The organism is Streptomyces mirabilis (genome assembly GCF_039503195.1).
In the GTDB taxonomy this organism is placed as follows: Bacteria; Actinomycetota; Actinomycetes; order Streptomycetales; family Streptomycetaceae; genus Streptomyces; species Streptomyces mirabilis_D.
Window position 1 is genome coordinate 8,215,172 of the sequence record NZ_JBCJKP010000001.1, and the last position, 13,361, is coordinate 8,228,532.

Below are 13,361 nucleotides of genomic sequence, written 5' to 3' on the forward strand. Positions count from 1 at the left end.
TGGCGTTGGCGTTCCAGAACGCGCCGGTGTCGGATCTGGTGATGCCGGGCCTGGACGTAGAAGTCGCGCCGGTCGGGACGCAGGTGGCGAAGTTCGACCTCTCCTTCAATCTCGCCGAGGTGTTCACCGAGGAGGGCGAGCCGGCGGGTATCCGGGGCGGCATCGAGTTCGCGACGGATCTGTTCGACCGGTCGACGGTTGAGCGGATGGCTGGCTGGCTGGCGCGGTTCCTGGAGGAGGTCCTCGCAGCTCCCGAGCAGCCGGTCAGCCGGGCGCGCATCCTCGACGACGCCGAAATGGGGCAGGTGCTCCAAGGCTGGGATGACATGGGCCGGGAGGTGCCCGCTGGCACGCTGCCCGAGCTGTTCGAGGAGCAGGTGGCGCGGACGCCGGACGCTACGGCGCTGGTCTTCGACGGCACCGAGCTGTCGTATCGCGAGGTGAACGAGCGGGCGAACCGTTTGGCGCGTGTGTTGGTTGAGCGGGGTGCGGGTCCGGAGCGGTTTGTCGCCGTCGCTCTGCCTCGTTCTGCCGATCTGGTGGTCGCGTTGTTGGCGGTGGTGAAGTCGGGTGCGGCGTATGTGCCGATCGACCCTGACTACCCGGCGGACCGGATCGCCTACATCCTCGAAGATGCCGCCCCGATGTGTGTGATCACCGGCGAGGAAGACAGCAACGACATTCCCCAGATCTTGGTGAACACACCGGCCCTCGCTGAGCACTCCGCAGCCGACCTCTGCGATGCGGAGCGGTCGCTGCCTCTGACCTCGGATGCGCCTGCGTACGTGATTTATACGTCGGGTTCGACGGGTCGGCCGAAGGGTGTGGTGGTTCCGCACGCGAATGTGGTGCGGTTGTTCTCCGCGACCGATGAGTGGTTCGGGTTCGGATCGGACGACGTGTGGACGCTGTTCCACTCGTATGCGTTCGACTTCTCGGTGTGGGAGTTGTGGGGGCCGCTGTTGTACGGCGGTCGTCTGGTGGTGGTGCCGTTCGAGGTGAGCCGCTCGGCGGGGGAGTTCCTGGCGCTGCTGGCGCGTGAGGGCGTGACGGTGCTGAATCAGACGCCGTCGGCGTTCTATCAGCTGATGCAGGCGGACCGGGATGATCCGGCGACGGGTGATCGGCTTGCTCTGCGGTATGTGGTGTTCGGCGGTGAGGCGTTGGATCTGGGCCGGCTGGCGTCGTGGTATGAGCGGCGTGGCTCGGGTGGTCCGACGTTGGTGAACATGTACGGGATCACCGAGACGACGGTGCACGTCACCTACATGCCCCTGGACCAGGAGATGTGCGTGGCCGGTGGTGGGAGCAGGATCGGTGAAGGCATCCCCGACCTGCGGATGTATGTCCTGGATGCGGGGTTGTGCCCGGTCCCGATGGGTGTGGCAGGCGAGTTGTATGTGGCGGGCGCCGGTCTGGCACGCGGCTACCTCAACCGCCCGGGTCTGACGGCGCAACGCTTCGTCGCCGACCCCTTCGGCGCTGCCGGCTCACGCATGTATCGGACGGGAGACCTGGTCCGGTGGAGTGCGCTCGGTGAGCTGGAGTATCTGGGCCGTATCGACGACCAGGTCAAGATCAGAGGCTTCCGCATCGAGTTGGGCGAGGTCGAGTCGGTCCTCGCCTCGCACCCCGACGTCACCCAGGCCACGGTGATCGTGCGTGAGGATCGCCCTGGCGACAAGCGGTTGGTCGGGTACGTCGTCTCCACCGCCGACCCGCAAGCCCTGCGGGCGTACGTGTCCGAATCGGTGCCGGACTACATGGTCCCGTCGGCAATCGTCGCCATCGATGCCTTGCCGTTGACGCCGAACGGGAAGTTGGACCGACGGGCCTTGCCCGCTCCGGAGTTCACCGCGAACACGGAAGGCCGCGCACCCCGTAACGCGCAGGAGAACATCCTGTGTGAGGTGTTCGCGGAGGTCCTCGGCATCGACCGGGTGTCCGTTGACGACAACTTCTTCGAGCTGGGTGGGCATTCGCTGCTGGCGGTGTCGTTGGTGGAGCGGCTTCGTGAGCGTGGGCTTGCGGTGCCGGTGCGGTCGTTGTTCGTGACGCCGACGGTGGCGGGGCTCGCGTCCGGTCTGGGGACCACGGACAAGGGCCTGTTGATCCCGCCGAACGGGATCGTCGACGGCGTCGAAGTCATCACGCCGGAGATGGTGCCGTTGGCGGGGCTGTCGCAGGAGGAGATCGACCGGGTCGTGGCCCAGGTTCCGGGCGGCGTGGCCAATGTGGCGGACATCTATCCGCTGGCCCCGTTGCAGGAGGGCATTCTCTTCCATCACCTGATGGGTGCCTCGTCGGGTGAGGACGCGTATGTCCTGCCGATGGTGCTCGGGTTCGATTCCCGTGCCCGGCTGGACGCGTTCGTCGCCGTGCTCCAGAGAGTGGTGGACCGGCACGACATCCTCCGTACGGCCGTGCTGTGGGACGGGTTGCGCGAGCCGGTCCAGGTGGTCCACAAGCACGTGGAGATCCCGGTCCACGAGGTCGTGTACGACGGTGACGTGCAGGGCTTGATGGCGCTGGCCGACTCGGTCATGGACATCACGGCAGCGCCGCTGGTCCGGGTCACCACGGCGGGTTCGCAGCGGCCGGTGGCACTGGTCCAGGTGCATCACCTGATCCAGGACCACACGGCGGTGGACGTCCTCTTCGCCGAAGTCCAGGCGTTCCTGCAGGGCCGTGAGGCGGAGCTGCCGCCGCCGCTGCCGTTCCGGGAGTTCGTCGCCCAGGCGAGGTTGGGCATCCCGGCGTCCGAGCACGAGGCGTTCTTCGCCGGTCAGCTCGGAGACGTCACCGAACCCACCGCGCCCTTCGGCGTCATGGACGTCCGTGGCGACGGCACCGGGGTGGCCGAGTCCGTTGCGAGGCTTGATGGGCCCACCGCCACGGCCGTACGCGAGATGGCGCGGCGCTTGGGTGTGAGCGCGGCGACGGTGTTGCATGTGATGTTCGCGCGGGTGGTCGCCTCGGCGGCGGGTCGTGAGGATGTCGTCTTCGGTACGGTGTTGTTCGGCCGTATGCAGGCTGGTGCCGGCGCGGACCGGATCCCGGGCTTGTTCATCAACACCCTTCCGGTCCGCCTGGACACCAGCAAGAACCTGGGCGACGCCATCAAGCACATGCAGACCGGCCTGGCGGAACTGCTGGTCCACGAGCACGCCCCGCTTGCCCTGGCCCAGCGCATGAGCGCGGTGCCGGCCGAGGCCCCGCTGTTCACGGCGCTGTTCAACTACCGTCACAGTGCGGCGGACACCGATGTCGACGTCGAGGGGATCAAGGTTCTCTTCGCTCAGGAGCGCACCAACTATCCGCTGACGGTGTCGGTGGACGACACCGGTGACGGGTTCGTCTTCACGGTCCAGTGTGTGAACCCGATCGACCCGGACCTGGTGCTGTCCCTGTTGGACACGACCACCGGCCACCTGATCCAGGCCCTGGACGACACTCCCGTACACACCCTGCCCGTCCTCGACGACGCTCACCTTGACCAACTCCTCTGCAACGACACCGGCCGGGAGGTGCCCGCTGGCACGCTGCCCGAGCTGTTCGAGCAGCAGGTGGCGCGGACGCCGGACGCTACGGCGCTGGTCTTCGACGGCACCGAGCTGTCGTACCGCGAGGTGAACGAGCGGGCGAACCGTTTGGCGCGTGTGTTGGTCGAGCGGGGTGCGGGTCCCGAGCGGTTCGTCGCCGTGGCCCTCCCCCGGTCGGCAGATCTGGTCATCGCACTGTTGGCAGTCCTGAAGACGGGCGCGGCCTACGTGCCTGTCGACCCGGACTATCCGGCCGACCGCATCGCCTACATCCTCGATGACGCCGCCCCCATGTGCGTGGTCACCGCCGAAGGCGGCGGAGTCGAGGTCCCGGACGGCATCACCCGAGTTCTCCTCGACGAATACTCCGAGGCGGAGCTGCCGGTGTCCCTGGACCCGGGCACGCCGGCGTATGTGATCTATACGTCGGGTTCGACGGGTCGGCCGAAGGGTGTGGTGGTTGAGCATCGGTCGGTGGTCGACTACGTGTCCTGGGCGGTGGAGATGTATCCCGGGGTGCGTGGGAACGCGCTGCTGCATTCGCCGGTGTCGTTCGATCTGACGGTGACGGTGTTGTTCGCGCCGCTGGTCAGCGGCGGCTGCGTGGTGGTGGCCGACCTGGAGGAGGAGGATCCGGCGGTCGAAGAGGCGTTGGCAGCTGTGCCGTTGAGCTTCGCGAAGGTCACGCCGAGCCATATCGCGTTGCTGGACGCGTTGCCGGGTGTGTTCTCGCCGTCGGGTCATCTGGTGGTGGGCGGCGAGCAGTTGACGGGTGAGCAGTTGGAGCAGTGGCGGCGCGCCCATCCGACGGCCACCGTGGTCAATGAGTACGGCCCGACCGAGGCGACGGTGGGATGCGTCGCCTACCAGCTCGTGCCCGGTCAGCCGGCCCTGGCGGGTCCGGTGCCGATCGGTCGGCCTTCGTGGAACACCCGGGTGTATGTCCTCGACAGCGGTCTGTTGCCGGTTCCGGTGGGTGTGGCCGGGGACTTGTATGTCGCGGGCGAAGGTGTGGCGCGCGGTTACCTGAACCGTCCGGGTCTGACGGCGGAACGCTTCGTCGCCGACCCGTACGGCTCTCCCGGCTCGCGGATGTACCGCACCGGAGACCTCGTACGGCGGAACAGTGACGGCGAGTTGGAGTACCTGGGCCGCGTCGACGACCAGGTCAAGGTGCGGGGTTTCCGGATCGAGCTGGGCGAGATCGAGTCCGTTCTGGCCGGCCATCCGGACGTCGCCCAGGCCACGGTGATCGTGCGCGAGGACCGGCCTGGCGACAAGCGGCTCGTCGGCTACGCCGTTTCCCCTGCTGATCCGCTCACACTGCGAACGCACGTGGCGAAGGTGCTCCCCGAGTACATGGTCCCGTCGGTGATCGTGCCGTTGGACGCGATGCCGCTGACCCCGAACGGGAAGCTGGACCGCGGGGCGTTGCCGGCTCCGGAGTTCACCGCGCACACGGAAGGCCGTGCCCCACGCACCCCACAGGAGAAGCAGCTGTGTGAGCTGTTTGCGGAAGTGCTCGGTGTCGACGAGGTCAGCATCGATGACAACTTCTTTGAGTTGGGTGGGCATTCGCTGCTGGCGACGCGTCTGGTCAGCCGTGTCCGGTCGGTGCTGGGTGTGGAGCTGGGCATACGTGTGTTGTTCGAGGCTCCGTCGGTGGCGGGGTTGGTGGAGCGGCTTGAGGGTGCTGGTGTGCGGCGTGCGGTGTTGCGGGCGGTGGAGCGTCCGGAGCGGGTGCCGGTGTCGTTCGCCCAGCGGCGGCTGTGGTTCCTGAACCGGTTGGAGGGGCCGAACGCGACCTACAACATCCCGTTGGTCGTGCGGCTGCGGGGTGAGCTGGATGTTGTCGCGTTGAACGCGGCGTTCACCGATGTAGTGGGCCGGCACGAGAGTCTGCGGACGGTGTTCGCGGAGGTGGACGGTCAGCCGTATCAGCGGATCCTGTCGCTGGAGGAGGCCGCGCCGGCGCTGGTGGTGCGGGAGAGCGACCGTGAGCGGATCTCGGCTGACATCGCGGACGTCTCGGCGTACGCGTTCGACCTGAGCTCTGAGATTCCGGTGCGGGTGTGGGCTTTCCGAGTAGCCGTGGACGAGTGGGTGTTGGCCGCGGTCATGCACCACATCGCGGGTGACGGTTGGTCGTTGGGGCCGTTGGCGCGGGATCTTGCGATGGCGTACGGGGCGCGGTGTGCGGGTGTGGTTCCGCAGTGGGAGCCGTTGCCGATGCAGTACGCGGACTACACCTTGTGGCAGCGCGAACTGTTGGGCGATGAGGGTGATGAAGGCCAGACGGAGTTCTGGCGGGGCGAACTCGCCGGGGCCCCAGAGGAGTTGGCGCTGCCGTACGACCGGTCGCGTCCGTTGGTGGCCTCGCACCAGGGTGATGTTGTCGAGGTGGCGCTTGAGGCGGAGCTGCATCGCAGCGTGGTGGGTCTTGCGCGTGAGCGTGGGGCGAGTGTGTTCATGGTGGTGCAGGCGGCGGTGTCGGGTCTGCTGTCCCGGCTGGGGGCGGGTACGGACATTCCGATCGGCTCTCCGGTGGCGGGTCGTCTGGACGAGGCGCTGGATGACCTGGTCGGGTTCTTCGTGAACACGTTGGTCCTTCGGGCGGACGTATCCGGTGATCCGTCGTTCGCGGACCTGGTCGCGCGGATCCGGGAGACCGACCTGAAGGCGTTCGGTGCGCAGGATGTGCCGTTCGAGCGTCTGGTGGAGGTGTTGAATCCGGTTCGCTCGATGGGCCGTCATCCGCTGTTCCAGGTGGCGTTGGCGTTCCAGAACGCGCCGGTGTCGGATCTGGTGATGCCGGGCCTGGACGTAGAAGTCGCGCCGGTCGGGACGCAGGTGGCGAAGTTCGACCTCTCCTTCAATCTCGCCGAGGTGTTCACCGAGGAGGGCGAGCCGGCGGGTATCCGGGGCGGCATCGAGTTCGCGACGGATCTGTTCGACCGGTCGACGGTTGAGCGGATGGCTGGCTGGCTGGCGCGGTTCCTGGAGGAGGTCCTCGCAGCTCCCGAGCAGCCGGTCAGCCGGGCGCGCATCCTCGACGACGCCGAACTGAGCCTGGTACTCCAGGAATGGAACGACACCGGCCATGACATCCCGGGTGCAGTCCTGCCCGAGCTGTTCGAGCAGCAGGTAGCGCGGACGCCGGACGCCACGGCGCTGGTCTTCGACGGCACCGAACTGTCGTACCGCCAGGTGAACGAGCAGGCGAACCGCCTGGCCTGTCTCCTGGCCGCGCGAGGCGCGGGGCCGGAACGGTTCGTCGCCGTCGCCCTGCCCCGCTCGTCGGACCTGATCATCGCGCTGCTCGCGGTGCTCAAGACGGGTGCGGCGTATGTACCCATTGACCTCGGCTACCCGGCGGATCGGATCGCCTACATCCTTCAGGACGCCGCGCCGATGTGTGCGATCACGACCGAGGGCAGCGGAGTTGAGGTGCCGGACGGCATCGCCCGGGTCTTCCTCGATGCCCTCGACAGCGACTCCGAAGCGGATCTGCCGGTGTCGTTGGATCCGCGCACACCGGCGTACGTGATCTATACCTCGGGTTCGACGGGCCGCCCGAAGGGCGTCGTCGTCGAACACCGGTCGGTGGCCAACCTGTTGGCCTGGGCCGATCGCAGGTTCCGCTTCGCGGAGCTGTCCCGGGTCGTGGCCTCCACATCCCTCAACTTCGACGTCTCCGTCTTCGAGATCTTCGCCCCGCTGGTGTCCGGCGGCAGCATCGAGGTCGTACGGGACCTGCTGTCCCTGCCCGACCTCGACCCCGACACACTGTCCGGGAGTCTGGCCAGCGGCGTGCCCTCGGCCTTCTCCCATCTGCTGGCCGGCAGGTTGAGCGGTGCCCGTCCGCGTGCGGTGGCACTGGCCGGTGAGGCGCTGGCCGCGCGCACGGTCCGTGACATCCGTGCGGCGATGCCCGGGGCCCGGGTCGCGAACATCTACGGCCCGACCGAAGCGACCGTCTACACCACCTATTGGCACACCGACACCGACACCGCGACCACCCCGCCGATCGGCCGCCCGATCGACAATGTGTCCACCTACGTCCTCGACGACGGCTTGAGCCCCGTACCGGTGGGCGTAGCAGGGGAGTTGTACATCGCGGGCGCCGGTCTGGCGCGCGGGTACCTCAACCGCCCCGACCTGACAGCGGAACGCTTCGTCGCCGATCCGTACGGCGATCCCGGTTCACGGATGTACCGCACCGGAGACCTCGTCCGATGGAACACCAACGGCGAGATCGAGTACCTCGGCCGCATCGACGACCAGGTCAAGGTGCGAGGTTTCCGTATTGAGCTGGGTGAGATCGAGTCCGTCCTGGCCGCCCACCCCGACGTCACCCAGGCCACGGTGATCGTGCGTGAGGATCGCCCTGGCGACAAGCGGTTGGTCGGGTACGTCGTCTCCACCGCCGACCCGCAAGTCCTGCGGGCCCACGTGGCGAAGGCGGTGCCGGAGTACATGGTCCCGTCGGCGATCGTGCTACTGGACGTGCTGCCTCTGACGCCGAACGGAAAGCTGGACCGACGGGTGCTTCCCGCGCCCGAGTTCAAGGCGAGCACGGAGGGACGTGCGCCGCGCACCTCGCAGGAGGAGATCCTGTGTGAGGTGTTCGCGGAGGTGCTCGGCATTGAGCGGGTGTCCGTTGACGACAACTTCTTCGAGCTGGGTGGGCATTCGCTGCTGGCGGTGTCGTTGGTGGAGCGGCTTCGTGAGCGTGGGCTTGCGGTGCCGGTGCGGTCGTTGTTCGTGACGCCGACGGTGGCGGGGCTCGCGTCCGGTCTGGGCGCCGCGGACAACGGTGCGTCCGTGGTGGTTCCGCCGAACGGGATCGTTGAGGGTGTTGAGGTGATCACGCCGGAGATGGTGCCGTTGGCGGGGCTGTCGCAGGAGGAGATCGACCGGGTCGTGGCCCAGGTTCCGGGCGGCGTGGCCAATGTGGCGGACATCTATCCGCTGGCCCCGCTGCAGGAGGGCATTCTCTTCCATCACCTGATGGGTGCCTCGTCGGGTGAGGACGCGTATGTCCTGCCGATGGTGCTCGGGTTCGATTCCCGTGCCCGGCTGGACGCGTTCGTCGCCGTGCTCCGGAGAGTGGTGGACCGGCACGACATCCTCCGTACGGCCGTGCTGTGGGACGGGTTGCGCGAGCCGGTCCAGGTGGTCCACAAGCACGTGGAGATCCCGGTCCACGAACTGCCGCAAGTCACCGATGTGCAGGGTCTGCTGGCGGCGTCCGGCTCGGCCATGGACATCACCGCGGCACCGCTGGTGCGAGTCACCACGACGGGTTCGATGGCATTGATCCAGGTGCACCACTTGGTCCAGGACCACACGGCGGTGGACGTCCTGTTCACGGAGGTCCAGGCATTCCTCGAAGGCAGGGAGAAGGAACTGCCGCCGCCGCTGCCGTTCCGGAACTTCGTCGCCCAGGCGAGGTTGGGCATCCCGGCGTCCGAGCACGAGGCGTTCTTCGCCGGTCAGCTCGGCGACGTCACCGAACCCACCGCGGCCTTCGGCGTCATGGACGTCCGTGGCGACGGCACGGAGATCACCGAGGCCCGTAAACCCCTCGACGCGGCTACTGCCAGAGCCGTACGCGAGATGGCGCGGCGCTTGGGTGTGAGCGCGGCGACGGTGTTGCATGTGATGTTCGCGCGGGTGGTCGCCTCGGCGGCGGGTCGTGAGGACGTCGTCTTCGGTACGGTGCTGTTCGGCCGTATGCAGGCTGGTGCTGGCGCGGACCGGATCCCGGGTCTGTTCATCAACACGCTGCCGGTACGTCTCGACACCAGCAACAACCTGGTCGACGCCATCAGGCGCACCCAAGCCGATCTCGCGGAACTGCTGGTCCACGAGCACGCCCCGCTTGCCTCGGCCCAGCGCATGAGCGCGGTGCCGACGGAAGCCCCGCTGTTCACCGCCCTGTTCAACTACCGTCACAGCGCCGCGGGCACCGGTGCCGACGTCGAGGGCATCGAGATCCTCTTTGCTCAGGAGCGCACCAACTACCCGCTGACGGTCACGGTGGACGACACCGGCGACGGCTTCGTGTACACCGTCCAGTGCGTGGACCCGATCGACCCGGACCTGGTGCTGTCCCTGTTGGACACGACCACCAGCCACTTGGTCCACGCCTTGGACGACACTCCCGTACACACCCTGCCCGTCCTCGACGACACCGAGCAGAACCTTGTGCTCAAGCAGTGGAACGACACCAGCCGTGACATCCCCGCCGCAGCTCTGCCCAAGCTGTTCGAGCAGCAGGTCGTGCGGACACCGGACGCCACGGCACTCATCTGCGACGGCACGGAACTGACGTATCGCGAGCTGAACGAGCGGGTGAACCGGCTGGCCCGGCTGCTGATCGAACAGGGTGCGGGCCCGGAGCGGTTCGTCGCGGTCGCCTTGCCCCGGTCGACAGACCTGGTGATCGCGCTGCTGGCGGTGCTGAAGACCGGTGCGGCGTATGTGCCCGTCGACCCGGACTACCCCGCCGACCGCATCGCCTGCATCCTCGACGACGCTGATCCGATGTGCGTGATCACGGTCGGGGACAGCGGGGTCGAACTACCGGCCGGCACCACCCGGATCCTGCTGGATGATCCGGCGGTGCAGCAGGCTCTCGATGCGCGGGCGGCCGGCGACCTGTCCGATGCCGAGCGGGTTGCCCCGTTGGGTGCGCGCGTGCCAGCGTATGCGATTTTCACGTCGGGTTCCACGGGTCGGCCAAAGGGCGTGGTGGTCGAGCATCGGGCGTTGGTGAACTTCCTGTGGTCGATGCAGGAGCGGTTCGGTCTGGGTGTGGGTGACCGGTTGCTGGCGGTGACGACGATTGCCTTCGACATCGCGGGTTTGGAGTTGTATCTGCCGTTGCTGAACGGTGCTGCTGTGGTGCTGGCGGCGTCGGAGCAGGTGCGTGATCCGCTGGCGCTGCGATCGCTGGTTTCCTCGGCTGGGGTGAGTGTGGCGCAGGCGACGCCGAGTCTGTGGCATGCGGTGGTGGTCGATGCCGCGGATGAGCTGGCCGGGGTGCGGGCGCTGGTGGGTGGTGAGGCGCTGCCGGGTGAGCTGGCGCGCACGCTGGTGGCGCGGACGGCGTCGGTGACGAATCTGTACGGGCCGACCGAGACGACGATCTGGTCCACGGCCGACGAGGTCCGTGGGGATGCCGACGGGGTGTCCTCGATCGGCGCTCCGATCGCCAACACGCAGGTGTACGTCCTGGATGCGGGCCTGTGCCCGGTACCGGTGGGTGTCGCGGGCGAGTTGTACATCGCCGGTGACGGTCTGGCCCGCGGGTATGTGAACCGTCCGGGTCTGACGGCGGAACGGTTCGTCGCCGACCCGTTCGGTGTGCCCGGCTCGCGCATGTACCGCACGGGGGACCTGGTGCGGTGGAATGCGAGCGGGGCCATCGAGTACCTCGGCCGCATCGACGACCAGGTCAAGGTGCGGGGCTTCCGCATCGAGCTGGGCGAGATCGAGTCCGTCCTTGCCGCCCACCCCGACGTTGCCCAGGCCGCGGTGGTCGTCCGGGAGGACCGGCCCGGCGACAAGCGGCTCGTCGGCTACGCCGTCCCCACCGCCGACGCGGTACCCGACCCGCAAGCCCTGCGGGCGCATGCGGCGAAGATGGTGCCGGACTACATGGTGCCTTCCGCGGTCATGGTGCTGGATGTGCTGCCGTTGACGCCGAACGGGAAGCTGAACCGGCGGGCCCTGCCCGCTCCCGAGTTCACCAGCAGCACGACCGGCCGCGCCACGCGCACCCCGCAGGAAAGGCAAATGTGTGAGCTGTTCGCAGAAACACTTGGCGTCGACCGGGTCACCATCGACGACAACTTCTTCGAACTGGGTGGCCACTCCCTGCTGGCCACCCGTCTCATCAGCCGGATCCGAACGGTCATGGGTGTCGAGTTGGGGATCCGTGCTCTGCTCGATGCTCCGACAGTGGCCGGACTGGTAGAGCGGCTCGACGTGGACAATCCCGAGGACTCCTACGGGGTGCTGCTGCCGCTGAGGACCACTGGCAGCTCGGCACCGCTCTTCTGCGTGCACCCGTTGGGCTCCCTCGCCTGGCCCTACATGGGCTTGGCGGACCGGCTTGGGCCGGACTTTCCGGTCTACGGTCTCCAGGGCCGGGGCTTGCTGCAGCCGGAGCGGCAGCCCGGGAGCGTGACGGAGATGGCCGCCGATTACGTGGCGCGGCTGCGCACGGTGCAGCCGTCCGGGCCTTACCACCTGCTCGGGTGGTCGTTCGGAGGGAACGTCGCGCACGAGATGGCGGTGCAGCTCGAGGAGCAGGGCGAGCAGGTGTCGCTGCTTGCGTTGCTCGACGCGGGCGCTGAATACACAGTCGCAGCCAATGAGTCGATCGTGGAACACGAGACGCTCGAGATGCTGTTGCAGGTGCTCGGGCACAAGCCCGGGGACGTGGTTGGCGCTGAGACCGGCAGGGATGCCACCGCCAGTCAGCTCACTCGGGCGGAGGTGATCGACTTCCTGCGCCGCACCCAGCCTGACTGGCGAGACCGAGACGAAGCACGGATCAACGCGCTGGTCGACACCGCAGAGAACAACGAACGGATCCTGGGTGACTTCAGGCCCCGCCGTCTCTCCTCCCGGGTGTTGTACATCGCTGCGGACCCGGCCAGGACCGGTGATCGCACGGCGGCGGACAAGTGGCTCCCGTACACCGACGGCGGCATCGTGCAGCATTCCGTGCCATACGAGCACGAAGCGATGATGAGCCCGGACTCGCTCTCGCACATCGTGCCCATCATCGCGGCTTCGCTGAGGGGAGCCTGACGGCGCGGAGACAGCGGTTAGGCAGGCTTCCCTTCCTGGGATTCCACATGCCCGGCCTTGGCGATGGGTTCAGCCCCGCCAAGGCCGAATAGCCGGCACGTCCAAGTACACATGCACTATCCACACGGGGAGCAGAAGTATGAAGTTCGGAATCCTGGGGCAGTTGTCGCTGGTCGACAGTGATGGTCGGTCATGCGCACCTGGCGCCCTGAAGTTGAAGATCTTGCTGGCGAATTTCCTGGCGCGGCCCAACCGCATGATGTCCACCCATCAATTGATCGAGGAACTCTGGGACGGGTTCCCGCCCCGGACCGCGACAACGGCACTTCAGGTTTATATCTCCAATCTCCGTAAGATCCTGGGCGAGGGTGGTTCACGCTCCGAGCAGTCCTCCATTCTCACCCGCCCCCCGGGATATGTTTTCAGCCTGGCCGGCCACGACAGCGATCTGCAACAGTTCGAGCAAGAGCGGGACGAGGCTGGCCGACTTGAGGCCCAGGGGGATATGGAAGGCGCCTCGGCACTGCTGCGTCAGGCGTTGAAACTGTGGCGCGGGAGGGCCCTCGCTGACGTCCGTTGCACGCCGCGATTGATGGCGGAGGCGCGGCGCCTTGACGAGCTGTACATAACCTCCTACGAGAAGTCGACAGAACTCGACCTGAACCTCGGTCGGCATGCCGAACTGGTGGGAGGACTCTACGCGTTGGCGGGGGAGTACCCCTCCCGCGAACGAGTCCACGAATATTTGATGGTCGCCCTCTACAACGCTGGACGCCCCAGCGAGGCGTTGCGGGTTTACTCGTCGATTCGCAACTCGCTGAGCGAGCAGTCAGGGCTCGCCCCGAGCCACCGTCTGCGCAGTCTTCAGCAGGCGATCCTGTCGCGGAGTTTCGACGTCCTGTCGATCAGGCCGCAGACCCCGATGCGGTCGATCGCGTGATCCAGCGCACCGGAACCCCAGAAGGGCCGGAGCCGGCCCGCCCAAAGGACTGA

At 67.4% G+C, this 13,361-nt stretch carries 2 protein-coding genes (1 of these 2 cut by a window edge); both read left to right on the forward strand.

Translation table 11 applies throughout. The features are described 5' to 3' along the window. Positions 1 to 12,368: the 3' portion of a non-ribosomal peptide synthetase gene (locus AAFF41_RS37220; RefSeq protein ID WP_343325331.1), read on the forward strand. It extends 1,045 nt beyond the left edge of the window; 12,368 of the gene's 13,413 nt are visible here — the last part of the coding sequence; its start codon lies beyond the left edge, outside the window; the stop codon is at positions 12,366 to 12,368. Between the two features lie 139 nt (positions 12,369 to 12,507). Beyond that, a complete protein-coding gene (locus AAFF41_RS37225; protein WP_343325332.1) occupies positions 12,508 to 13,308 on the forward strand; it encodes an AfsR/SARP family transcriptional regulator in 801 nt (266 codons plus the stop codon). Positions 13,309 to 13,361: the final 53 nt, after the last annotated feature.

Coding starts and splice junctions, on each gene's coding strand:
- AAFF41_RS37225 (WP_343325332.1), top strand. CDS start 12,508: ATGAAGTTCGGAATCCTGGGGCAGTTGTCGCTGGTCGACAGTGATGGT.